The following is a 23,755-nucleotide window of genomic DNA, read 5'->3' as shown; positions in this document are numbered from 1 at the left end:
TTGTCTTTCTCCCTAATACACTCATTTCTCAAAGCCAATAAACCAGTATTTGTAAATACCTCATCCTCTGGACGCGTACATTCAACGAACTATTTCCCGCTAATCTAGTTATATACTTATACATAATATCCCGTTAGCATAAACAAAAGCAGTACACAACTTGTGCACTGCTTCGCCTGATACATTTCAAGGGTATTGTTAATTATTCTACCGAAATAATATATGGATATAATCCTTGTTTACCATTAAATAGCTCGACTTCTACATCCGGGTAGCTTTCTTCGATAAATTTCACTAAAGTAGTTGCGTTTTCTTCAGTTGTATCCTCACCATAAATGATTGTCACAATTTCAGCTTCTTCATCAACTAAATCAGTAATAACTTTCTCAGCAGCATCTTTTAATGCTGGTGTCGATAGCACAATTTTCCCTTCTGCAAGTGCCATGAAATCATCCTTATGGATTTCTACACCATCAATTGACGTATCACGAACCGCATAGGTTACCTGTCCTGTTTTCACGTTAGCTATTGCGTCTGTCATTGTTGCTCGGTTCACGTCTACAGTCGCTTCCGGATTAAATGATAAGATTGCAGCCATCCCTTGAGGGATAGTTTTTGTCGGTACTACTGCCGCTTCAATATCAAGAAGCTCTACAGCTTGTTCCGCTGCCATCACAATATTTTTATTGTTTGGTAAAATCAATACTTTTTCTGCACCAATTTCTTGTACAGCCTTTACGATATCCTCAGTTGAAGGGTTCATAGTTTGCCCACCTTCAATGACATAAGAAGCTCCAATCGAACGAAGTAATTCAGCAACGCCTTCACCCATTGCAATCGTCACAATTGCATATGGATGTTTTTCAGCTTTTTTTGTTGAGGTAGGTGCTTTATGGTCTTCTCCAACAATGGCAGAATGTTGTTCACGCATATTGTCGACCTTAATTTTCATTAAACTACCGTATTTTTGGCCCATAGCTAAAACAGCACCTGGTTGTTCAGAATGAATATGCACTTTCGCAATTTCCTCATCTGATATAACAAGTAATGAATCACCTAGGGGATTCAATTCGTTACGGAATTGTTCCTCACTAAACGGCTCTTTACCTTCTTCAAAACGCACCATAATTTCTGTACAATAACCGAACTCAATATCCGCTGTATTCATGAAATCTTGCGCTCTATGATGTTCGGCATTGATTAAATCATCTAGTGTAGCATCGTTTTTCTTAGGTAGTGGCTCACCTTTCAACGAAGCTAAGAAACCTTCGTAAACAAATAGTAAACCTTGCCCACCACTATCCACAACGCCTACTTCCTTCAGTACTGGAAGTAAATCTGGCGTGCGTCCTAATGAAGCCTTTGCTTCCGCAGTGAAAGCCTCCATTACAGCAATGATATCGTTTTCAGTTTCTGCTACCTCGACACCTTTTTTCGCAGCTTCACGCGCAACAGTCAAAATCGTTCCTTCAACTGGCTTCATAACCGCTTTATAGGCTGTATCAACACCTGCTTGGAAGGCATCTGCAAAGCCCTTAGCATCAATTGTAGCTTCTTTTTCAATAAATTTACCAAAGCCACGGAAAAGTTGAGATAAGATAACCCCAGAATTCCCACGCGCACCCATAAGTAAGCCTTTTGATAAAGCTTGTGCTGTTTTCCCGATATGTTCTGATGCTTGAAGTTCTGTTTCTTTCGCTCCAGATGTCATCGATAAGTTCATGTTTGTTCCTGTATCACCATCTGGTACTGGGAATACATTTAATGAATCTACATAATTTGCATTTTGGAATAGATGATGTGCTCCCATTTGCACCATCTCTGCAAATTTTAATCCGTCTAATGACTGCATTCGATTTAGTTCCTCCTCTTACACATTCGCTACACGAACGCCCTGCACAAAGATATTGACAGATTTCACGCTCATACCCAATGTTTTATCAACTGTATATTTCACTTTCGATTGTACTTGATAAGCAACTTCCGAAATTTTCGTCCCGTAACTAACAATAATGTACATATCAATATGTAAATCTTCGTCTTGTTGTCGAATAACAACACCTTTAGCAAAGTTCTCTTTGCGTAAAATATCAGTTAGACCATCACGAATTTGATGTTTAGATGCCATGCCAACAATACCGTAGCATTCTATAGCAGCGCCACCAGCAATTTGTGCAAGTACATCCGTCGAAATATCAATTTGGCCGAATTCGTTATTTAATTCAATTGACATAGAAATGCCCCCTTGGCTCTTTTTGACTAAATTATATTGTACCACTTTGGATATACATTAAGCAACCTAAGAAGCCCTGAAAGCGCACTGTATCAACGTTTCAAGCTCACAAAAGGAAAAAATATACAGGTAAAATTTGTTCTCCTTCGAAAACTACTGTTTTTACATGGTAAATGGTTGCGGTTGTTTTGCTTCATCGTCGTTTGAATATGTTGTAAATTTAAAACTTTGGCACCACATCCCTATACTGACTGTGTCGACATCAGCTATTGGTGAACGCTCTAACATTTAATTCCGCAAATGAACGATAGGTAAATATTTGTTTTTCATGTCCCTCTCCCTATTACTGAATACTCCCAATAAATTATCTTGCTAATTTCAATAAATGTAAAGATATGAAAAAGGGTACAAAAAAGCTGGTACTTTTAGCACCAGCTTTTTTTCATCTATTATATGACTTTTTAAAATAGACTCTTTATAAGCGTGTCAATCATAACAGGCATCTCCTTAAATGCACTGTCAACATGTAGCCGTTCTGTTTTCTGATGTGCATCTTTTCCAAAAGGACCAACATTCAAAACAGGCCCTTTTAACGCTGTCATCGCTTCAAATGGAATGCTGTACGTATCACCCCAAACAGGCGTATTTCGCTCAAATGCTACCCAACCATTGGCATCATCTGCATAGTTGACATAGCTCAAATCACAAATTCCATTAAAATAATGAATCTGTTCTATTTCAATATGAAACGTTTTTGCTGTTTCTTTCATTAATTCGATAGATTTAATAACAAGCGCATTATCAGATGAATTGATAGCAGGATAGTAAGGTGGTGCATACAACAGAACAGTTGCAGGTGTTAGCTCTTGGCATCGAATCATAAGCTGATCTACAATGCGGATGGATTTCTCACGATCATCCCAAGCATTATTTTCAAGCACTTTCTGTTTTATACACTGAACCTCTTCCACACCTATTTTATTTATTGCATGCTCTAATAATGTCTCATAACGAAGCACTCGCACTTTTCCAACACCCTTTACCCGCTCACGTTCACAAATTTCTTTGTAATGCATATTACAAGTAGCCATCGCTTCTTTTGCTACGTGTTCAAAGATTTCCATCACCTCAGACGCTGTACGCTTCATTAAAAAAACATTGTACAGAGCGGCTGCTCGATAAGGTGTTTGTGTGGAATATTCCATTTTCAAATCCTTTAACTGTAAAGAGACTGGGAGTGGCGTACTTTCGCCAAGATCTGTTTCACGGAAAATAGGGTTCCATTCCATATACTGTGTCATATATGAGGCAATATAATTCGCCGTCATTCCTTTTAAAGGTTCGCCTACATGTGTCTCTTTTCCATAGAATAAAGCAGCTGGCATAATTTTACCAATTGTTCCTGAATAAATATATTCATTTATATCCGATGGACCTTGTGAAAAAGAAGGTTCACTATTTAAAAATAATTTGTAGGTTAGACCATGCTGCTTTCGTAACTTTACAAGCTCAACAACTGCTGCACGCATACCAGCAGAGTTCACTTCCTCATCCGGTACCGCTGTTAATATCAGGTTAATTGGCCACTGCTCAATGCTTGCTTTTTCAAGTAGTTGCATATGTAGAGCCAGTCCCATCTTCATATCCATCGTCCCACGACCAAATAAATAATTTCCCGATTCTAAGTCGATTCTCGCCTCTTCCGGTAAGTCTTTTTTATATTTTGGTTCCATTAGCTTTTTTGTCAACTCTTCAGGATAAAAAGCAAAGGGCTCTAGTTCACCATACTCTTCCGTATGAACAGTGTCGAAATGGCTAATCAAAACAACCGTTTCTGTTGCTGTCGGATGTTTGTACAATGCAGTTACAGCATTTCTTCCAAGACCTGCATCATGTAACATAATTTGATTTGGATTTTCTCTAAAATAAGAAAGCGTTTGCAACATCGTTTTTAATTTATAGGCAAATTCATTTTCACCTGCTGTTAATGTTCTACTTTCCCAACTTACAATTTCGCATAATAAGGCACGTAGTTTTTCAGGTGTATTCCATACGTAGTTGTTCATCATAATTCTCCTTTATCCTTGTGTGGGCAACCCTTTTTAATGTAAATCAAGTGGTTCCTCATTTTTTATGTTCTTATTAGAAGAAACTGTATTCGTTTTACTCAATTTAAATTTATAGAAAAGCATACAAGCTATAAAAAAGCCAATGCCATAAAGCAAACCAATTCGTTGGGTTGGATCGAATGCTAAAAATATAAGAATTAGTACACAAAAGCTAATACAAAACAAAGGAATTAGTGGATAAAAGGGTGTTTTAAATTTCAAGTCTTCCACCTTTCCTCCTGCTTTCACATAACGATGACGGAACATTAATTGCGATGTGGCAATGCCCATCCATGAAATTGTAACAGCAATTCCCGCAATTGACATGAGTAAAACAAATACTGTATCTGCTTCCATCACACTCGTTAATAACGATAAAAGGGAGAACAGCATCGTGAAAATAAGCGCATTTAATGGTACTTTATTGTTTGTCAGACGTCCAAATAGTTTTGGAGCCATTCCCTCTTTTGACATCGACCAGAGTAAACGAGTAGAAGCATAGAGACATGAGTTACCAACTGATAGAATTGCTGTCAAAATGACAAAGTTCATAATGCCAGCTGCATAAGGAACACCTGCTATTTTCATCAATGTCACGAAAGGACTTTCAAGTAGTCCAAGTTCAGATGCTGGGAAGATTGCAGATAATACAATAATGGAGGCGATATAAAATACAATAATTCTAAAAAGAATGGTCCGTATTGCCCTTGGGATATTCTTTTCTGGATTTTCAGTTTCTCCAGCCGCAATTCCTACTAGCTCCGAGCCTTGATAAGAGAAAATAACGTTCATCATCGTTACAAATATAATAGCAATCCCTGCTGGAAATAACCCTGTGGGTGCTAAGTTCGTTAAATGAGGTGTTGGACGATCTGCCAATGGTATTAAGCCAAATATAGCTGCTGCACCTATAATGATAAAAGCTATAACCGCAACGACTTTAATACTCGCAAACCAAAACTCTGCTTCTGCAAACCCTTTAGTCGTCAGGGCATTTAATACAAACAACAGCACCATGAAAACAGCACACCAAATCCAAATAGGAATATCAGGAAACCAATGTTGCATCAATATCCCTGCTGCGGTAAATTCCACCCCTGCTGTGGCAGCAGAACCTACAAAGTACATCCATCCTAAAGAAAAGCCCGCTGCTGGATTTATAAAACGGGTTGCATATGTTTGAAAAGAGCCGGTTACTGGCATATACACAGCCAATTCTCCAAGACAATTCATTACCATATATAATATGAAACCACCACATAAATAACCTATTAATGCTCCGCCTGGACCCGCTTGATTAATTGTATAACCGACATTTAAAAATAATCCTGTTCCAATAACTCCACCTAGTGATAGCATTAATAAATGACGACTCTTCATTGAACGATTCAATAAAATATTTTGTTGTTGCTCCCCTTTACCCAACGTCCATCCCCTCTTTCACATTCTTCGCGCTATCTAAATAACAAATATTCTGATATCTAAAATTATAAGCACCCAATCAATTTTTTCTGAAAAACAAATTGATTGGGCTTTAGTTTGTTTAGTTACTATAGTGAATTAAAAACGTAATGATAAGCAGCTTAATCCGCCATCATGTTTTCTGAACTCAGACATGTCAAGTTCAATTGTTTTATAGCCTAATTCATTTAGCTTACGATTCGTTTCTAGATAGCCAGCCGGAATAATCACATAATCGTTCACTTGAATACAGTTTGCTGAATACTCATCTTCTTTTGGAATGATAATTTTTTCATAGGAAGCGAAAGCTGGATGATCAATAAATTCCCCCGCAAGGACCATACGATTTTCACCCACATAGGCGATGCCTGTTTTTAAATGGAAGAATTCTTTTAATGGAATAATCGTAGCTTCATAACCTTCTTTTTCAACGATTTCCTTGAATTGACGCGCTCCTTCTTCATTCGTACGGTCAGAAATACCAACATAAAATTTCTTTTCAGCTTGTAATACATCTCCGCCATCGAGTGTTCCTGGTGCTTTGATATAGTGTATTTTGTTATAAAAATTTTTTACTGCTGGTTCTATATCTTCAATTTCACGGTTACGTGCATCCGCACCAGGATTGGAAATAATAGCAAATTCAGACGTTAATACTGCTGTATCCTCTACAAAAGTAGAATCTGGAAATGCTTCATTTGCTGGAAGGTGCGTTACTTCCACCCCACATTTTTTCAATGCTTCAACATAACGGTTGTGCTGTTCAAATAATTCTTCTAAATTCGGTTTTCCAAGATTACTCGTTGTTAAACCGTTGATATAACTATTACCTGGTGTTTTTACAATGACATTTTTAAACATATGAATCGTCTCCTTTTTATCCTCTAATTACTGGACAAGTTAGACACGTTGGTCCACCTGTTCCTTTTACCGAAATTTCTTCACCCTTATATTCATAAACTGTAGCGCCTGCATCCAATAATTGTTTCTTTGTAGAAGGATTTCCGGTTGGAATCACGCAAACTCTCGGCGCAAGTGCTAACACATTACAGCCTAAAGTGTCATATTCTTCTTTAGGCACTTCAATGAGCTGTATACCCTTTTCGATAATGAGCTGACGGAAAAATACTGGCATTAATCGTGAATGGACGACAGCCAAATCCTTGTCCACCATACTGATGAAGGACATCAGATGTAGACACTCTGCTTCCCCTAAATCGTGTGGTAGTTGTACGACAATAAATTCGTCAACAAAGTCAGCGGTAATTTCTTTTAATTGACGGATTGCTTCATCATTCGTGCGGTAGCCACGTCCAACAACAAGTGTCCGGTCATCTAGCCACACAATATCCCCGCCATCTGAAACTGCTTGTCCCGTTAATTCTCCGATAACAGGGATACCCTGTTGTGCTAAATAGGCTTTATATGCAGTCGCTTCAGGTTGTCTTAATTTCTTTCCAGATTTTAAAATGATGGCACCACGTGGTGTAAATTTTACAGGGTCATGTGCATATAGCGAATCTAACCCCACACCATTTGAAACTGGTAAATAATCAATTTTATCTACATATTTTTCGAGAATTGAAATAAATTCAGCATATTCTCTTACAGCCTCACTAAAATTAGGCTCCGATAGGTAGTTAAATGTTTGCCATTCATCGCTAAGATATTCTTGGCTTTTGAAAGCCTCTTTTGGATGTTTTACAATTACGTGTTTTAAAGGTGCATACATTGAAGAACAATAATGCAATCCTTTCACCCCTTTTCCGTATAGTGGAAAACGTTTCCGTTTAGAGGAAAGTTTATATGAAAAATATATGTGTTTTATGTTATACTGTCAATATATTTAGAAAAATTTTTATATTCCATCACTTTCGAATGGCATGATTGTAAAGCGCAACCATTATGTAGCTAGACGTGGGCAGAGAATAAAAATAAAATAGAAGTAGAGGAGGTGGTACAACATATGCAATTATTAGAACGGGCAATGACCATCGCTAAGGCTTTAGCTTCTGAAACAACTGAAAACAGTTTGTCCATATCTGAGCTTGCAACAAAAGTCGATTTGCCTCTCAGTACTTTACATAGAATTTTAAAAGCAATGATCCAACAGGGGATGATTGAACAAGACGAACAAACGAAACACTATCGTCTTGGTACAATTTGGATGGAAATCGGTTTACAAGTATATGATACGATGGATTATATTAGCAAAATCAGACCAGAATTAGAACGTTTAGCACGAGAGGTTGAGGAGAGCGTTTATTTAAGTAAGCCCGCAGGGACAGATACCATTATTATTGAGAGAATTGACAGTGCAGCAAATCCAATTCGGATTTATGATCAACTCGGTATCCGAATACCTATGCATATTGGCGCAGCAAATAAAGCGATATTGGCCGCTATGCCTGCTTCACAGGCAAGTGAAATCATCAGTCAGCTAGTGCCTAATGAAGATATCGCTGACTTTAATTTTCAACTAGCACAAGTACAGAAGCAGGGATTTGCAATAAGCCATGGAGAGCGAACAACAGGAACGTCCTCTGTCGCAGTGGCAGTTTTAAATGGATTTGGAGAAATAGTAGGAGCTGTAAGCATCGGCTTCGTTAGCTTCAACGTGACAGAGGAACAGATACAACTCCTTACTGAACGTCTACTGGAAACTGGTAAGCGCGTGTCAATGAAACTTGGTTACCGAGCAAGGAACTAAGTTTTAAAACAATGAATATCAGGTACGTTTGAAGTTCACTGTATAAAAAATCGATTTCGTTGATAACGAAATCGATTTTTCAGCATAATAGTAAGAAACCGTTGATTTCCGTTTCAGGGCCCTCTTTCCGCGGAGTGGCTCCACCTAATTTTTGCGGCGGCTCGCCACAAAAATGGATTTTCCGCCCGTGCTGTTCCAGCAGCAGTGTCGCGCCTTCCAACTTTTTCATGAAAAAGGTTTATGAAGCACAATCGTTACGCATGGGCATATACACGATAGTCATCTGCTTTAGCCATCGGTCGAAAAAGGTCATTGTTTCGGGTATTTCGTCAACAGTCGTTAAAAGTGAAATCTATTATTTATGTAGCAAATATTGAAGTGACATTCCGCACTTAAGATGAGTAGTCTTCTTTTAAGATGCTGTATATTTCTAAATCTACTATCCCCTTACCGGACCATAAAGAAGCCTGTCGTAATAATCCCTCTTTCAAAAAACCATTTTTCAAGAGCACTTTCTTGGAAACTTCATTTGCTGGCATGACCTCTGCTTGAATTCTGTTTATCTGAACCTCTTCGAATAAAAAATTGACTAATAGTCGCACGGCCTCAGTAGCAATTCGCTTTCCCCAATATTCCTCAGCTAAAAAGTAACCAATAGTTACCATATTGACCTTCTGATTAAAATCCATAGACTCAATAATTCCTAATAGTGTATCTTGATTTTTGTGAAAAACCCCCCATTTCACTCTACTTTTTTTCTGATAATCTCTCTCGAAATGACCGATCATTTTGCTAACTGTTTGGATGTTATGTTTCGGAAGAATTCCACAATATTGAAATACATGTTCATTATCGTAGATTGCAAAAAGTTCCTGTAAGTGTATTTCTTCAATTTTTTTTAAGACTAGCTGATCTGATTGTAAAACCGGAAAATTTATAAAAACTTTTTCTAAATTCATCTTTTCTTCTCCTTTATTATTCCGTAATTGGTATATAAATTTTCATATTTATTTCATTTGGAAAGTAAGAATTTATAACATCGGTCACCACAAAATCTGGCCCTTCTTTTCTTTCATAGTTTGAATTTGGCAACCATGTTCCATAAATGTATCTTCTCGTATTTTGGACTAAATCTGTAGTTCCACGAATTTTAAATTCAGCATACTTCCTCTCTGGAATTCCAAAATTTACAAGTCCGTTTTGTAAGCCCATTGCAACTTCTTGCACTGCTTCTCCAACTATAAAAGAAAATTTACCACTATCCTGAAAATAAGTGGAGATACCGTATGACATATTAGGGGCGATTTTCTTAGGGATTTGCAGATAAAGCCCATTTCTACCAAAGCTCATATAAAATTCAGGGATTTCTTCAAAGTACTGTTCGTTTTTTAAATTTATAGTATATTCATGCCCAATAATAAGTGTCTTTTTCAATTACACGATTTCAGGTTTGTTCATACTTATTTCTCCCATAATCTTATAATCTAAAAAGTTAATTTTCGACTGGTCATTTATAAAAACCTGTTCTTTCCGATACTTTGCTGGCGTTATGCCAAAACATATTTCAAACGCTCTTGTAAACGCCTCTTGGGAGCTATATTGAACAGTAAAGCCAATTTCCAAAATGTTTTTAGTTGTTTCTCTTAGTAACCTCGCGGCCTCAGCAAGTCTTCTGTTGCGAATATATTGTTGTACAGTAAATCCTGTAATAGCCTGAAAAAGTCGTTGAAAATGAAAAGCTGAAAAATAAGATTGCGCAGAAATTTCAGTTATCTCTAATTGCTTTTGTAGGTTCTTTTCGATAAAGTCAATTGATTTTTGTATTCGCAAAGTAATCCATCCCTCAACACCTCTTCTATTCTCTATTTTATCGGGTACTCGAAAGATTTTTTTGATAATTTGTGCTAACTCTTACTTATTATCCTATACTGTAGCGTACTTCATCGGTAAGACCTATTTCTACAAAATAAGTAACCTCTTTGATTGTTATATAGATGCTTTGACAAAAGGCTTGTCCATCCAACATTTTCATGTACGGCGCGCCTTTATAACCTAACATTAAAAAATGCAAGATACCTATTTCAAATAGTCCCTTGGAATAATGTATTTTTCAAAATAAATATCCTCTCGTTCTAGCTAATAAATTGCCTGTAAAGGTTTTTTTCTTGAAAGGTTGTGTGAAAACTGTTGCACTGTGCGCCTTCGTATGTTAAATTATTATGGTATGTGAAATAAGAACTGAAATAATAATCTTTCAGCATCAACTGTAAGGAGGGAATACAACATGCCAAAACAATGTGTAATCACTGGACGTAAAGCTCGTACTGGTAACAACCGTTCCCACGCTATGAACGCTAACAAACGTACTTGGGGCGCTAACCTTCAAAAAGTTCGTATCCTAGTAGACGGTAAACCAAAACGTGTATGGGTTTCTGCTCGTGCATTAAAATCAGGTAAAATTGAGCGCGTATAATCGCTGCTTATAAAAAATCGATTTCGCATTAGATGCAAATCGATTTTTTTCTTTCTGCTTTTCTTGGCAAACTACCAATCGCCATTATATATCTTCAACAAAGAAAAAATCCGACTATTGTTAGTCGGATTTTTTGACTTTCTTGTCTTTTTTAAAAAGGTTGATGCACGTACGCGTAATGCTACTCACAAATTTCGGTAGTTGGAACGTATATACTTTCAGAGCCATCTCCCCCTCGCACTAATCTATGCTTCTTATCATTAAACATATGCCTTGCGAGAATGATATAGACCCTGAAGTGCCTATAATTTCATTACTTGTAAAACGAGATGAGCCGAGTGATATTCGTTCATTTGTCGTTTCATATTTAACATGTCTCAATGTTACCTCTTCAATAGGTTGCTCGTGTGCGAAAAAAGACAAATAACGATACTGCTGATCTGCTTGAATTGTGTGCGTGCCAGGCACCAAAAACTGCAACAGATTTGCATGATTGATGATTCTCAACATGACATGAGGATGCTCTATCTGCAAACGATAAATTGAACGCACAGCAGCTTCATAATGATCTAGTCGTCCACCTGTAACTCCTGTTAGCACAATATCTGTCGGACCGTAAGTAAGCGCCTTTAATAGGGCTAAATCAGTATCTGTTTCATTTTTCTCCTCATGGAAACGCTGTGCATCATTTGTATGCTCAATGACTTGTTTAAACTCTACTTGAGATAATGAATCAAAATCCCCAACAATTGCATGAGGGGTAATTCCTTGCTCGATTAAATACAGTGCACCACGGTCAGCACCAATAAATATGACATCTTTACGCTCTTTAAATGGGGTTAAGGAACAAAGCTCCTCCCTTGGACCACCGGCACAAACGACAACAGTTGTCATTCTTTTATCGCAGCCTCACCAGCAGCTAATATTTCCTGTAATGCGGCTGTACGATCTTCTTTACTATAAATCGCCGAACCAGCTACAAAAATTGTTGCACCAGCTTTTGCACAAGGGATAATTGTTTCCGCATTAATGCCACCATCAATTTCAATAGCAATGTTTAGGTTTCGCTCTTTAATAATATGGGCTAAGGCCGCTACTTTAGGTACAACAGAGTGAATGAATTTCTGGCCACCAAAACCTGGATTCACTGTCATAAATAACACCATATCAATATCTTCTAAAACGTGTTGAATAGATTCTATCGGTGTATGTGGATTTAGCACTACACCAGGCTTTACACCATATGAACGGATTAATTGAATTGTACGGTGTAAATGACGACACGCTTCTACGTGTACCGTAATATAGTCCGCACCGGCTTTCGCAAATTGCTCTATATATTGATCTGGATTCTCAATCATTAAATGCACATCAAGTGGTAAATCTGTTAAAGGACGAATCGCATCTAACACGATGGCGCCAAATGAAATATTCGGCACAAAATGACCGTCCATAACATCAATATGAATGAGCTTTGCACCTGCTTGTTCTACTTCCTTTACTTCTTCTCCTAATTTAGCAAAATTTGCTGCTAAAATTGATGGTGCTATTTGTATCATTGTTAATACCTCGGCTTTCGATCCATTATTTCTTGCATAAATTGTTCATAATGCTTGTAGCGATAGTCACGGATTTCTCCTGCATCTACAGCTGCCTTAACCGCACATTTCGGTTCTTTCAAATGAAGACAACCTCTAAATTTACAGTCGTCTGCAATTCGAGCCATCTCGGGGAAACAGGCGCCTAACTGCTCTTTATCAATGTCATCAAAATCAAAGGAACTAAAACCGGGTGTATCCGCCAATAAACCGTCACAAACTTCTATTAGCTCGACATGGCGTGTTGTATGCTTCCCACGCCCTAAGCTTTGCGAAATAATACCTGTTTTTAAATTCAACTCCGGAATCAATGTATTCAGTAGAGTAGATTTCCCCACACCTGATTGCCCTGCTAATACAGATGTTTTTCCCTTTAAAATAGGCTGTAAACGCGCCACTAGTTCTTCCTCATCTTTGTAAGTTTGTAACACTGTATAGCCCATACGTTCGTAATCTTCTATATAACCCTGTAATTCAGTACGTTCGTTGGTTGTTAGTAAATCCATCTTCGTTAAACAAATAATCGGATGTACATCGAACGATTCTAGAACGACTAGAAATCGATCCAATAATATTGTATTAAAATTCGGTTCTTTTACAGAAAACACTAAAATGCCTTGGTCAATATTTGCAATTGGTGGGCGAACAAGTTCATTTTGTCGGTCGAGAATTTTTTGAATTGTACCATCCGAGCCTACTGTCTCTAACGAATACTCTACCATATCACCAACGAGTGGAGATTCCCCACGGTTTCGAAACACTCCACGCCCGCGGCATTGAATCAGTTGTTTTCCATCGAATACATAATAATAACCACTTAATGCTTTACGAATTTGGCCTTGCGCCATCCAATTCCCCCTTAGTTCACATCATCATAGTCAAATTTTTCTTCAGCAATAATCTCAGAATCACGAATAATTTTATAAGCTACTTCTTCACCTTCCACAATCACAAACTGTAACTTGTATTCCTTCTCACTGCTAATAGTAAATTCGGCATAAGGCTGTGCCATTGTGTGATTTTTATCTTGAATTAAAATTCTTATTGACTGCTCCATACCTTCCTCTTTTGGCTCATATGGAATTAACACTGTCTTCACATAAGTTTTTACAGGCTTCTCTTCAGGCCCTTTACTTAACACAACAGCAATTGTATCACCTTCTACAAGGTTTGTACCTGCAGCTGGTTTTTGTGAAATCACAAGTCCTTTCGCTATTGTTGATGAATACTCTTCACGCTCTACTCGCCATTTTAAGCCTTCAGAATTTACGTAGTTATCTAGATCTGTTCTCGAGTATCCCACTACACTTCGCACTGAAATCGGTTTTTTACCCTGACTCACAGTAAAAATAACTTTTGTTTCTTTCGGCACAATTTCTGAATTTGCTGCCGGATCCTGGTCTATAATACGGCCTGCTTCTTCAGCTGAATACACATAATTTATATCAACATCCATAAATTTGTCATTTACCACAGCTTGAACTTGATCAATTTTTTGACCTTTATAATTTTCCATTGGTGATTTTGCCACACCTAAACTAACAATTAGATCAATTTCAGTATCTTTCACGCGCAACGTGCCCTCTGCAGGATCCGTTTCAATTACTTTGTCTTTTTCGATTTCTTCTGAGTTACGTTCCTGTTGCTCACCAACAACAAAACCATGCTTTTCTAATTCCTTTTTAGCTTCTTCAACAGTCATATTGGCCACATCAGGTACAGCTATTTTTTTCGGACTAAATAAATCCGTAGCAAATAAAACGAATAGGAATATAACAACTGCTGCCAAAAGAAGTCCACCTACAATAAACGGCCACTTTTTCTTTGTCTTTGGTTTAACAGGCTTAACCTTTTCCACGGGCTTTTTTGCTACTGGAATCGTTTGAGTGATGGGTTCCATTGCCCTTGTTTTTGTTAAATCCTCGTCCTTCCGAATAAATTGTTCTTTTATAATCGGAATAGCCTTTGTAATATCATTATCGATAGGCACCGTAAACTTTGGTTCATTGATTCTTGTTGGGGCCAGAACCGTCTCTAAATCTTCCTGCATTTCTTCTACAGTTGCATAACGATGCGATGCATCTTTGGCAGTAGCCTTCAATACAACATTTTCTAAACTTTGTGGAATCGTAGCATCAAAAGCGCGCACTGATGGTGTCTCTGTTTGCAAATGCTTAAGTGCGATGGAAACAGCCGATTCACCTGAAAATGGCAATTCCCCAGTTAATAATTCATATAATACAATGCCAAGCGCATAAATGTCTGATTTATTTGTTGCTGTGCCACCACGTGCCTGTTCTGGAGATAAATAATGTACAGTTCCTAGCACAGAATTTGTTTGTGTAAATGAAGTTGCACTTAGCGTCATCGCTATTCCAAAATCGGTTATTTTCACATTACCTTCAGCATCCATTAAGATGTTTTGTGGCTTAATATCACGATGAATAATATGATTTTCATGGGCATTGGCTATGGCCGATGTCAATTCCTTCATAATGTGCACACATCTAGCTGGTGAAATCGGTGCAAATTCTTGTATGTACTGCTTTAAAGTCTTTCCCTGAACATACTCCATAACAATATAATGTAAATCTCCATCGTCACCTACATCATAAATACTCACAATATTCGGATGTGTAAGACTTGTAACTGAAAGCGCCTCACGCTGAAAACGGCGATGTAATTCATCCTCATTGGTAAAATCATAGCGTAATACCTTAATTGCTACATCACGATTTAAAATCACATCATGAGCCAAATACACATTGGACATGCCTCCGCCACCAATGAGTTCCAAAATTTTATAGCGATCACTAATTCGTTTTCCTACAAGCATACTTACACCTCCTCATCTTGCCTTGTGAGTAATACGAGGGAGATATTGTCTTCCCCCCCGCTAGCATTTGCTAATTCCACAAGTTTTCGTCCTTTTTCTTCCATTAAATCTGGATAAGTAATAATCGATGCCATTTCATACACTGAAAGTTTATTACTTAAACCGTCAGAGCATACAAGTAAATACGATTCTGGTGCTATATCTACTTCATAAAAGTCTGGTTCAATGGTTTCCTCTGTGCCAACAGCTTTCAAGATGAAATTTTTCTTCGGATGCGTCATCGCTTCCTCTTCACTTATTTCACCATTTTCTACCAAAACATTTACATATGAGTGATCTCTTGTTATTTGTTGTGCGCCATCATCAAAGAAATAATACACGCGACTATCACCAACATGTGCAATGAAGCAATGATAACCTTCGATTAACACGGCAATAAACGTTGTACCCATTCCTTTACAGTCTTCGTGTGATAAAGAATAGTCATAGATATTTGTATTTAACAGCTTAACTGTCTGTAATAGCCATTCTCTCTTTGTTGTTGTTGATGCAAAATGATGTGACTCTGCCTGTAAAAAAACGGTTTCCATCTGTTTCATTGCCATATCACTCGCTACATCGCCAGCATTATGACCACCCATGCCATCCGCTACAAGTGCTAGTGCTAGCCCATCTGGACGTTTAAAAAATGCAGCACGGTCTTCATTAATTGATCGTTTCAAACCAATATCACTTTCGACTGTGTATTTCATCACTGGTCACCTCGTCTCTTCAGATCTCTCTTGTGCACGTAATTGGCCACACGCAGCTGCTATATCAGAACCTTGCTCTCTGCGGATTGTTACGTTAATACCATTCTTCTTCAATGTTTTTTCAAAAGCAAAAATTTGACTACGAGACGTACGAACATAATCACGTTCTGGTACGTAGTTTACAGGAATTAAGTTCACATGGCATTTAATTCCTTTTATAAGTGCAGATAATTCTTCTGCAATTTCAACTGAATCATTTTCACCAGACATTAAACCGTACTCAAAACTAACACGCCGACCTGTTTTTTTTGTATAGTAGCGAACAGCTTCCATTAATTCTTCCAATTTATACGCACGTGCTATCGGCATTAACTTTTGACGTGCCTCTTGGTTTGGTGCATGTAGCGATACAGCAAAGTTAATTTGTAATTGCTCATCCGCAAATTGATAAATTTTCGGTACGATACCTGATGTCGATACTGTAATATGTCGAGCGCCAATATTTAAGCCTTTTTCATGATTGATGACTTTTAAGAAGTTCATCATCGCATCATAATTATCAAATGGCTCACCGATACCCATAATAACGATATGACTTACACGTTCGCCAACTTCATCCAACGTTTGTTGTACTTTCACGACTTGCTCAACGATTTCACCTGCTAATAAATGACGCTTTAATCCACCTAATGTAGACGCACAGAACGTACACCCAATACGGCAACCTACCTGCGTTGTGACACAAACGGAATTACCATATTCATGACGCATTAAAACTGTTTCGATTGAATAGCCATCTTGTAGTTGAAATAAAAACTTAATGGTACCATCTTTTGATTCTTGTTGAATAATTGTTGATAGTGTTGTTAAGGCAAAACTTGCCTCTAGTTTTTCACGTAAACCCTTTGATAGGTTAGACATTTCTTCAAAAGTTTTTACACGTTTATTGTATAACCAATCGAAAATTTGTGCTGCACGGAAGGGCTTTTCTCCATTGTCTTTAAGCCATTCTTCCAATTGCATCGGTTGCAATGAATAGACCGATTCTTTTAAATCTTCTTTTTCTTTTTTCGCACGTCTAACAGGCTTGTCTTCTACTTCTTCAACTAAGTCGTTAATACGTTCATTAAATTTCTCTTGATCCAGCATTACTGGGATTCTCCTTTTTTACGAAAAGCAGCGACGAAGAAACCATCACTACCAAAGTCTTGCGGGAAGACTTGAAGCATGCCATTTGCCTGCTTTTCCGCTAATTTTGTAGGTAAAGATTCTAGTTGTATTGCTTCCATTTCAGGATGCTCTCTTAAAAAGGCTTGTACTGTGCCTTCATTTTCTTGTTTGTCGACTGTGCATGTACTGTATACAAGTTTCCCTTCTTGCTTCAATACTTTTGACGCCGCATCCAAAAGCGCTAATTGGATTTTTTGCAGATTTTCTAAATCTTCCTCACGTTTTGTATATTTAATATCTGGCTTACGGCGCATAACACCTAAACCACTGCAAGGTGCATCGACTAACACTGCATCAAATGATGCCAATTGTAAGAATTCTGGTGCTTTACGTCCATCAATGGGTGCAGTCTCTACTATATTAAGGTCTAGACGTTCTGTATTATGGTCGATTAAATCTAATTTATGTGGATGTAAATCTGTTGCTAAAATGGAACCTTCATTATTCATTTTTTCGGCTAAATGTGTAGTTTTTCCACCGGGTGCTGCACACATATCTAAAACTCGCATACCTGCAGTTGGGTTTAAAACATTCGCTGGGATCATTGAACTCTCATCTTGAATCGTTATAAGTCCGTCTTTAAATGCTTGCGTGCGAGCAGGCTGGCCATTTGTTACATGTAAACACTCAGGTATAATGTCGCTTTGCTTTGCTGTTAAACCTTCTGCTTCTAGGCTTGCAATCGCTTGGTTCACTGTCGCCTTTGTTGTATTAACACGTACCGTTTGCACTGGCGGCACATTATTTTCATGGAGCATTTCTGTAGCTACTGCCATACCGTAATTTTCGACAAAGCGCTCTACTAGCCACTGTGGATGACTTGTTTCGATTGCAAGACGCTCAATTGGGTCTTTAATCTCGCTTGTAGGCTGCACGCCTTGTCGTAATATAGAACGTAAAACACCATTCACTGTAGATGCAATACCTTGGTGTCCACGACGTTTTGCAATTTCTACCGCTTCATTGACTGCAGCATGTGGTGGAATACGTGTTAAATAATGCATTTGGTATAAAGATAATCGTAATAGCCAGCGTACCCAATGATCTAATGTGCCGCGTATAAATGGTTCTAAATAAAAGTCGAGCGTCATTTTATATTGAAGTGTTCCATACGTAAGCTCTGTTAAGAGAGCACGGTCCTTCGTGTCTATTTTATGTCGCTTAATTGTTTCATGTAAAAGTAAATTACTATATGCTTGGTTTTTATCAACTGCTAATAAAATGGATAGTGCTGCATCACGCACATTACCATCCCAAATAACTACGCTTTTTTTACTCATTCAAACTGGTCCCCGATCTGTAATTTTGAACCGGTACCACGCAAATATTCCTCGGCAGTCATGCGTTTTTTACCAGCTGGTTGTACATCATAAAGTGCAAGTGCTGTTCCGTTCCCAGCCGCAACATCAAAATGGTCCTTTGCAATAGCTACGACAGTACCCGGTTTGACATCATGCATTGTTTGACCTACTTGGGCCCACCAAATTTTAAAATTACCTTCTTCAAATGTAGTATAAGCAACTGGCCACGGGTGAAGTCCTCGTACTTGGTTAAATAAAGACCTTGCATCCTTTGTCCAATCAATACGCTCTTGTTCACGCGAGATATTACTTGCAAATGTTACCTGTGCCTCGTCTTGTACTGTACGATTATTTGTACCATTTATAATAGAAGGAAGTGTATCTTTTAATAAATTACTTCCTACTACGCTTAACTTGTCGAATAAACTCCCCGTATGGTCATCCTCTTCAATTGGAATGGTCCTTTGTGAAATTATATCACCTGCATCCAACTTCTCAACCATATACATAATTGTGACACCTGTTTCTTTTTCACCATCAATAACTGCTTGATGAATTGGTGCACCACCACGATATTTCGGCAAAAGTGAGGCATGGACGTTTATGCATCCTAGGGATGGCGCCTCAAGCAAACTTTTCGGCAAAATTTGTCCAAATGCTGCCGTTACAACTAAGTCTGGTTGTAATGCAAGTATTTGCTGTAATTCTTCCGAACCACGAAGTTTTTCAGGTTGAATAACAGGTAATCCTAACTCTACTGCTGTTGCTTTCACTGCAGGTGGCGTTAACACACGTTTACGCCCAACTGGACGGTCTGGTTGTGTTACGACAGCCTTGATGTCATAGCCTTCATCATAAAGCATTCGTAATATTGGAGCGGAGAAATCAGGCGTGCCCATAAAAATAATTGACGTCATTTTATTCCTCCTCTTCAGCATACATTGCTTCTAGTTCTTCCTCTGTTAGAATACGTTTGATTTTTGTATCGAAAAGTATTCCATCTAGATGATCAATTTCATGTAAAATTGCTCGTGCATCGAAGCCACCAGCTTCTAGCTCATAAACACGACCCTCACGGTCACATGCCTCAATTTTCACATATTCTGGACGCTCAACTTCTCCATAGAGTCCAGGAAAGCTTAAACACCCTTCAATATCTACTTCGGCACCATCGGTCTTAATAACCGTTGGGTTAATCATTTCTAATATATCACGTTCCTCACCAAGCTCCACAATTGCCACACGTAACGCAACATCAATTTGCGGTGCAGCTATGCCAACACCATCATATTCCACCATCGTGTCATATAAATCATCTAGTAATGCAATGATGTTTTCGTTAATTTCCGAAACTTCCGCACATGGTGTTGATAATACTTTCGCTGGATGTTCTACAACTTTTTTAATCGCCATTTCCGTTCCTCATTTCTGCATTTAAGGCTCTCTTCGCCTTTTCTATATAGTAGACGGGTCTAAATCTACCGTCATTAAGATACCTTGTTTAATCCATTCCGCACGATACATCGCGAGTAAACGTTGTAATACCGGAATCAGATTTGGTTCAATTTTATATTTTATCAAACATTGATAGCGATATCTATTTTGGAGTCGACTGATGCTTGCCGTCGTTGGGCCAATAATCGCTACTTGATTCGACAAATTCCCACGAAGCCAATCCCCTGCTCGCCCTGCATACTCAGCCGCCATCAAAACGTCCTCATGTGATACTTGTACAAGTGCCACAAAATAATACGGAGGGTAGCCAGAACGACGTCGTAAGAACATCTCTCGTTCATAAAATGGGTCGTAATCTTGTGTTTTCGCTAATTCAATCGCATAGTGCTCGGGTGTATACGTCTGAATAATGACTTCCCCAGGCTTTTCATGACGCCCAGCTCTTCCACTTACTTGTGTCAACAGTTGGAATGTGCGCTCAGCTGCCCGATAATCTGGTATATGCAGTGATGTATCTGCACTTAGGACACCAACAAGCGTAATATTAGGAAAATCAAGTCCTTTGGCAATCATTTGCGTACCAAGCAAAATATCTGCTTGTCCTTCCCCAAATGCTTGCAAAATCTCTTCATGTGCCCCTTTATGCTTGGTCGTATCAACATCCATCCGTAATACTCTCGCCTCTGGAAAAAGCTTATATATTTCTTCCTCTACTTTTTGTGTCCCTGTGCCAAAATAACGAATATGCTCACTTTGACATTGTGGACATATTTGTGGCACTTGTTCTTCATAGCCACAGTAATGGCATTTCAGCTTTTCCGTTGTTCGATGATAGGTCAACGAAATATCACAATTTGGACATTGCACTACCGTACCACAATCACGACACAGTACAAATGACGAGTAACCTCGACGATTTAGAAACAACACCATCTGCTCTTTCCGCTCAAGTCTCATACGTATACCTTCTACAAGCTGTTCAGAAAACATTGAGCGATTACCTTTTTGAAGTTCCTCTCGCATATCAGCTACAAAAACAGTTGGTAATGCTTGATTCATAGCTCTTTGCTTTAATGTTAATAGTGTATAAACTTCTTTTTTGGCACGTGCAAAAGATTCAAGTGCAGGTGTTGCACTGCCTAAAATTACAGGACACTTGTAATATGCACTTCTCCAAATGGCTACGTCTCTCGCATGATAACGTGGGGAATCCTCTTGTTTGTAAGTTGATTCATGTTCCTCATCTAAAATAATGAGTCCCAAATTAGTAAAGGGTGCGAAAACGGCTGACCGTGCTCCAACGACTACACTCACTTTGCCTTGCTGAATTTTACGCCACTCATCATACTTCTCACCAACAGATAAACCACTATGCATCACAGCAACCATTTCACCAAAGCGACTACGGAAACGCTCCGTCATTTGGGGGGTTAAAGAAATTTCAGGCACTAGCATAATCGCTTCTTTGCCTTCTTCCAATACTTTTTGAATCGCCTGCAAATATACCTCTGTTTTCCCACTGCCGGTTACCCCTTGTAGTAAAAAAGTCGTTGCAGTTGGTGCTTCCATAGATTTTGTAATCGCATGTAAGGCAATAGCTTGTTCCTCAGTAAGTGTTAAGGAATGAGTCCGTGTAACATCCTTCGTAAAAGGGTCGCGGTAAACTTCTTCTTGGATAAAGCGAGCAGCACCCTTTTCAACCACAGACTGCAATACTGCGGAGGATACACCTGTTTCCTCATAAATTTGCTGAGGCTTTAATACCTCACCAAGATGTCCACGCATCCAATCTATAAGGGTACGTTGCTTAACAGCTCTTGTAGCCTCACGTAATGCTACATCCAAATTTTGTATGTCGTCTGTGACTTTCACCATACGAACTTCTTTCACATTTCCTTGTTGCTTAACGACATTGTCAATTTTCACGAGTCGATTTTCAATAAGTTCCTTTAATAACGGTAGTAATCCAAGTTTTTCAAACTCCTTGAAATTAACCTGTCGACGCTTACCAAAAATCGCTTGTGCTTCTTCCGGTAATATAGCATTGTCGTCCTGCAAATTGACGATTTTTTCATATTTTGCACGAAGGGCAGACGGGAGCATGACTTGCAAAGCATCAATCTCGTAGCATATTGTTTCATTTTTCAGCCACTTTGCTAAGGACAACATTTCTGCCGTTAATACAGGTTCCATATCTAAAATATGAGAGATTGGCTTTATCTTATTTGCTGGCACATCCGTATCATTTTTTAAGCCCACTACAAAGCCTAGAACATTTCTTGGGCCAAATGGGACCTTCACGCGACTCCCCGCTTCAATAACATTGGCCCATTCTGTAGGTACCGCATAGTCAAACGGTCGATCAACATGATAGGTCGGAACATCGACGATGACCTCTGCAACAGAAAAACTCATTTGGCCTCACCTTGTAATACGTATGTCCACAAAGATTTGGCAAATTGCTCTGCATTCGTCACTACCATTACCTGTCCACTTACTTCAGCCTTGTCACTAAAATCAATCCAGTCCTGTGATACGACTGTCAGTATCGCTTTACCAATAACCTCTTGTCCAAAAGTAACTGCTCTTGTTCCTTCAATAGACAATTTAGGCGTCCCCTCAATAGTAGGTGTATTTGCCGCATGAATAAAAAATGCATCTGGATGTTGATTCTTATAATGTTCTAGCTCATCAATAAGTTCATATATATCCGCTCCATGCTCGCCTACTAGGAATGCATTGGCGCCAAGTGCTTTTGCCTCTTCAACTAAAGCCACACCTATTTTACCGTTGGCTTTAGTACGAATAACATGTTGATTATCCATTGAAACAGAGACAGCACCAGCAGTCACGAGCACTGTTTTACCTGCAAGCGGCTGTGATTTAGGAGAAAAAAAACCTTTGACAAGCGCTGTAATTTTTTCTGGCTCTTCTAAACGACCTCTACCGACATAACCACATGCTAAAAATCCTTCCGACGGTTCAATAAATTGATAGCCATCTGCCGCAAGTTGTGCCAAATTCCGTTTTACGGCGGGATGATCGTACATATGCACATTCATAGCTGGTGCAATCCACACAGGGGCAGTTGTTGCAAGTAAGGTCGTAGTGACCATATCATCTGCGATACCATTCGCTAATTTACCAATGACATTTGCTGTTGCAGGTGCCACTAAAATTAAGTCTGCCCAATCCGCTAGATCAATGTGGGCAATCACATGTGAATCTTTTTCATCAAATGTATCGAAAAAGACATCATTTTTTGACATGACCTGAAAGCTCAATGGATTGACAAATTGGCGTGCCGACGCTGTCATCATCACCTTCACATTTGCACCTGCCTGAGATAGCTTACTAACAAGTGCTACCGCCTTATAGACAGCAATCCCACCTGAAACACAAAGTAAAATGTTTTTATTCATATACGATGTCGTCCTTTCAAACGATAAGCTCCCAAAGGAGGATTCCTCGGGAGCTCTCGGCGTTCTGTATAAAGAAAAAATTAAATCAGAGGACGATGCGAATGTTGCGATTTGGCAACACCATTTTGCAATCCCTCCATCTCCTCCGATTATTTGATGAGGCCCTCCGGATACAA

Annotated in this window: 21 protein-coding genes and 1 pseudogene; 2 read left to right on the top strand and 20 right to left on the bottom strand. The window is 38.7% G+C overall.

Annotation, left to right across the window (positions count from 1 at the left end; translation table 11 throughout):
* Positions 1–202 precede the first annotated feature (202 nt).
* The 6 genes from C9J31_RS05415 to C9J31_RS05390 form a co-directional block, all read right to left on the bottom strand.
* Complete coding sequence (locus tag C9J31_RS05415; protein WP_107947729.1) at positions 203–1,852, bottom strand: DAK2 domain-containing protein; 1,650 nt, start codon at positions 1,850–1,852, stop codon at positions 203–205.
* 18 nt (positions 1,853–1,870) lie between these two features.
* Positions 1,871–2,233, bottom strand: a complete 363-nt coding sequence (locus tag C9J31_RS05410) for an Asp23/Gls24 family envelope stress response protein (protein ID WP_054767124.1) — start codon at positions 2,231–2,233, stop codon at positions 1,871–1,873.
* Positions 2,234–2,694: 461 nt separating this feature from the next.
* The gene (locus C9J31_RS05405) at positions 2,695–4,299 is read right to left on the bottom strand and encodes a M20/M25/M40 family metallo-hydrolase (RefSeq protein WP_107947727.1); all 1,605 of its coding nucleotides are present in this window, start codon (positions 4,297–4,299) and stop codon (positions 2,695–2,697) included.
* Positions 4,300–4,335: 36 nt separating this feature from the next.
* Positions 4,336–5,721, bottom strand: a complete 1,386-nt coding sequence (locus tag C9J31_RS05400) for an amino acid permease (RefSeq protein ID WP_107947918.1) — start codon at positions 5,719–5,721, stop codon at positions 4,336–4,338.
* A 180-nt stretch (positions 5,722–5,901) separates the two neighbouring features.
* Positions 5,902–6,663: a dimethylarginine dimethylaminohydrolase family protein gene (locus C9J31_RS05395; protein ID WP_107923108.1), complete on the bottom strand. Its 762-nt coding sequence runs from the start codon at positions 6,661–6,663 to the stop codon at positions 5,902–5,904.
* A gap of 16 nt (positions 6,664–6,679) precedes the next feature.
* Positions 6,680–7,534 carry a dimethylarginine dimethylaminohydrolase family protein gene (locus tag C9J31_RS05390; protein ID WP_107947725.1) on the bottom strand — a complete coding sequence of 285 codons (855 nt, stop codon included), beginning with the start codon at positions 7,532–7,534 and terminating at the stop codon, positions 6,680–6,682.
* Positions 7,535–7,768: 234 nt separating this feature from the next.
* Between C9J31_RS05390 and C9J31_RS05385 the strand changes: the two genes are divergently transcribed.
* Positions 7,769–8,512, top strand: coding sequence for an IclR family transcriptional regulator (locus tag C9J31_RS05385; RefSeq protein WP_107947723.1), 744 nt, complete (start codon positions 7,769–7,771; stop codon positions 8,510–8,512).
* Positions 8,513–8,904: 392 nt separating this feature from the next.
* On the opposite strand, the gene C9J31_RS05380 is transcribed toward C9J31_RS05385, so the two are convergent.
* Both C9J31_RS05380 and C9J31_RS05375 read right to left on the bottom strand, forming a co-directional pair.
* Positions 8,905–9,471, bottom strand: a complete 567-nt coding sequence (locus C9J31_RS05380; RefSeq protein ID WP_107947721.1) for a GNAT family N-acetyltransferase — start codon at positions 9,469–9,471, stop codon at positions 8,905–8,907.
* Between the two features lie 16 nt (positions 9,472–9,487).
* Positions 9,488–10,352 (bottom strand): annotated as a pseudogene (locus tag C9J31_RS05375) (AraC family transcriptional regulator).
* 444 nt (positions 10,353–10,796) lie between these two features.
* Here C9J31_RS05375 and rpmB point away from each other — a divergent pair.
* Positions 10,797–10,985 carry a 50S ribosomal protein L28 gene (rpmB, locus tag C9J31_RS05370; protein WP_004227417.1) on the top strand — a complete coding sequence of 63 codons (189 nt, stop codon included), beginning with the start codon at positions 10,797–10,799 and terminating at the stop codon, positions 10,983–10,985.
* Between the two features lie 120 nt (positions 10,986–11,105).
* On the opposite strand, the gene spoVM is transcribed toward rpmB, so the two are convergent.
* Genes spoVM through coaBC form a run of 12 tightly spaced genes read right to left on the bottom strand, consistent with a single transcriptional unit; the run spans position 11,106 to position 23,579 of the window.
* Positions 11,106–11,213 (bottom strand): stage V sporulation protein SpoVM, encoded by a 108-nt coding sequence (spoVM, locus tag C9J31_RS05365; RefSeq protein ID WP_230491827.1) that lies wholly within the window; start codon positions 11,211–11,213, stop codon positions 11,106–11,108.
* Between the two features lie 12 nt (positions 11,214–11,225).
* The gene (locus tag C9J31_RS05360; RefSeq protein ID WP_107923110.1) at positions 11,226–11,879 is read right to left on the bottom strand and encodes a thiamine diphosphokinase; all 654 of its coding nucleotides are present in this window, start codon (positions 11,877–11,879) and stop codon (positions 11,226–11,228) included.
* Positions 11,876–12,544 carry a ribulose-phosphate 3-epimerase gene (gene rpe / locus C9J31_RS05355; RefSeq protein WP_054767121.1) on the bottom strand — a complete coding sequence of 223 codons (669 nt, stop codon included), beginning with the start codon at positions 12,542–12,544 and terminating at the stop codon, positions 11,876–11,878. Before rpe ends, C9J31_RS05360 begins: the two co-directional genes overlap by 4 nt.
* 2 nt (positions 12,545–12,546) lie before the next feature.
* The gene (gene rsgA / locus C9J31_RS05350) at positions 12,547–13,431 is read right to left on the bottom strand and encodes a ribosome small subunit-dependent GTPase A (protein ID WP_107947719.1); all 885 of its coding nucleotides are present in this window, start codon (positions 13,429–13,431) and stop codon (positions 12,547–12,549) included.
* Positions 13,432–13,442: 11 nt separating this feature from the next.
* Positions 13,443–15,419: a Stk1 family PASTA domain-containing Ser/Thr kinase gene (gene pknB / locus C9J31_RS05345; protein ID WP_107947717.1), complete on the bottom strand. Its 1,977-nt coding sequence runs from the start codon at positions 15,417–15,419 to the stop codon at positions 13,443–13,445.
* Positions 15,420–15,421: 2 nt separating this feature from the next.
* Positions 15,422–16,171, bottom strand: a complete 750-nt coding sequence (locus tag C9J31_RS05340) for a Stp1/IreP family PP2C-type Ser/Thr phosphatase (RefSeq protein WP_107947715.1) — start codon at positions 16,169–16,171, stop codon at positions 15,422–15,424.
* A 6-nt stretch (positions 16,172–16,177) separates the two neighbouring features.
* On the bottom strand, positions 16,178–17,320 hold the full coding sequence (gene rlmN / locus C9J31_RS05335; RefSeq protein WP_153062511.1) for a dual-specificity RNA methyltransferase RlmN: 1,143 nt from the start codon (positions 17,318–17,320) through the stop codon (positions 16,178–16,180).
* Positions 17,320–18,681 (bottom strand): 16S rRNA (cytosine(967)-C(5))-methyltransferase RsmB, encoded by a 1,362-nt coding sequence (rsmB, locus tag C9J31_RS05330; protein WP_107923114.1) that lies wholly within the window; start codon positions 18,679–18,681, stop codon positions 17,320–17,322. The genes rlmN and rsmB overlap by 1 nt, the downstream gene beginning before the upstream one ends.
* Positions 18,678–19,619, bottom strand: a complete 942-nt coding sequence (fmt, locus tag C9J31_RS05325; protein ID WP_107947713.1) for a methionyl-tRNA formyltransferase — start codon at positions 19,617–19,619, stop codon at positions 18,678–18,680. Before fmt ends, rsmB begins: the two co-directional genes overlap by 4 nt.
* Before the next feature lies 1 nt (position 19,620).
* Complete coding sequence (gene def / locus C9J31_RS05320) at positions 19,621–20,115, bottom strand: peptide deformylase (RefSeq protein ID WP_107923116.1); 495 nt, start codon at positions 20,113–20,115, stop codon at positions 19,621–19,623.
* A 42-nt stretch (positions 20,116–20,157) separates the two neighbouring features.
* Entirely contained in the window at positions 20,158–22,572 is a 2,415-nt protein-coding gene (priA, locus tag C9J31_RS05315; protein WP_107947711.1) for a primosomal protein N', read from the bottom strand.
* Positions 22,569–23,579, bottom strand: coding sequence for a bifunctional phosphopantothenoylcysteine decarboxylase/phosphopantothenate--cysteine ligase CoaBC (gene coaBC, locus C9J31_RS05310; protein WP_107923118.1), 1,011 nt, complete (start codon positions 23,577–23,579; stop codon positions 22,569–22,571). The genes priA and coaBC overlap by 4 nt, the downstream gene beginning before the upstream one ends.
* Positions 23,580–23,755 lie beyond the last annotated feature (176 nt).

Source organism: Lysinibacillus parviboronicapiens (assembly GCF_003049605.2).
In the GTDB taxonomy this organism is placed as follows: Bacteria; Bacillota; Bacilli; order Bacillales_A; family Planococcaceae; genus Lysinibacillus; species Lysinibacillus parviboronicapiens.
Note: the sequence above shows the minus strand (reverse complement) of the source record. Positions and strands in the feature narration are given on the sequence as shown.

Bases quoted from the DNA above. Each gene is read 5' to 3' on its own strand.
- C9J31_RS05415 (WP_107947729.1), bottom strand. From the start codon at position 1,852: ATGCAGTCATTAGACGGATTAAAATTTGCAGAGATGGTGCAAATGGGA.
- C9J31_RS05410 (WP_054767124.1), bottom strand. From the start codon at position 2,233: ATGTCAATTGAATTAAATAACGAATTCGGCCAAATTGATATTTCGACG.
- C9J31_RS05405 (WP_107947727.1), bottom strand. From the start codon at position 4,299: ATGAACAACTACGTATGGAATACACCTGAAAAACTACGTGCCTTATTA.
- C9J31_RS05400 (WP_107947918.1), bottom strand. From the start codon at position 5,721: ATGAAGAGTCGTCATTTATTAATGCTATCACTAGGTGGAGTTATTGGA.
- C9J31_RS05395 (WP_107923108.1), bottom strand. From the start codon at position 6,663: ATGTTTAAAAATGTCATTGTAAAAACACCAGGTAATAGTTATATCAAC.
- C9J31_RS05390 (WP_107947725.1), bottom strand. From the start codon at position 7,534: ATGTATGCACCTTTAAAACACGTAATTGTAAAACATCCAAAAGAGGCT.
- C9J31_RS05385 (WP_107947723.1), top strand. From the start codon at position 7,769: ATGCAATTATTAGAACGGGCAATGACCATCGCTAAGGCTTTAGCTTCT.
- C9J31_RS05380 (WP_107947721.1), bottom strand. From the start codon at position 9,471: ATGAATTTAGAAAAAGTTTTTATAAATTTTCCGGTTTTACAATCAGAT.
- rpmB (WP_004227417.1), top strand. From the start codon at position 10,797: ATGCCAAAACAATGTGTAATCACTGGACGTAAAGCTCGTACTGGTAAC.
- spoVM (WP_230491827.1), bottom strand. From the start codon at position 11,213: ATGGCTCTGAAAGTATATACGTTCCAACTACCGAAATTTGTGAGTAGC.
- C9J31_RS05360 (WP_107923110.1), bottom strand. From the start codon at position 11,879: ATGACAACTGTTGTCGTTTGTGCCGGTGGTCCAAGGGAGGAGCTTTGT.
- rpe (WP_054767121.1), bottom strand. From the start codon at position 12,544: ATGATACAAATAGCACCATCAATTTTAGCAGCAAATTTTGCTAAATTA.
- rsgA (WP_107947719.1), bottom strand. From the start codon at position 13,431: ATGGCGCAAGGCCAAATTCGTAAAGCATTAAGTGGTTATTATTATGTA.
- pknB (WP_107947717.1), bottom strand. From the start codon at position 15,419: ATGCTTGTAGGAAAACGAATTAGTGATCGCTATAAAATTTTGGAACTC.
- C9J31_RS05340 (WP_107947715.1), bottom strand. From the start codon at position 16,171: ATGAAATACACAGTCGAAAGTGATATTGGTTTGAAACGATCAATTAAT.
- rlmN (WP_153062511.1), bottom strand. From the start codon at position 17,320: ATGCTGGATCAAGAGAAATTTAATGAACGTATTAACGACTTAGTTGAA.
- rsmB (WP_107923114.1), bottom strand. From the start codon at position 18,681: ATGAGTAAAAAAAGCGTAGTTATTTGGGATGGTAATGTGCGTGATGCA.
- fmt (WP_107947713.1), bottom strand. From the start codon at position 19,619: ATGACGTCAATTATTTTTATGGGCACGCCTGATTTCTCCGCTCCAATA.
- def (WP_107923116.1), bottom strand. From the start codon at position 20,115: ATGGCGATTAAAAAAGTTGTAGAACATCCAGCGAAAGTATTATCAACA.
- priA (WP_107947711.1), bottom strand. From the start codon at position 22,572: ATGAGTTTTTCTGTTGCAGAGGTCATCGTCGATGTTCCGACCTATCAT.
- coaBC (WP_107923118.1), bottom strand. From the start codon at position 23,579: ATGAATAAAAACATTTTACTTTGTGTTTCAGGTGGGATTGCTGTCTAT.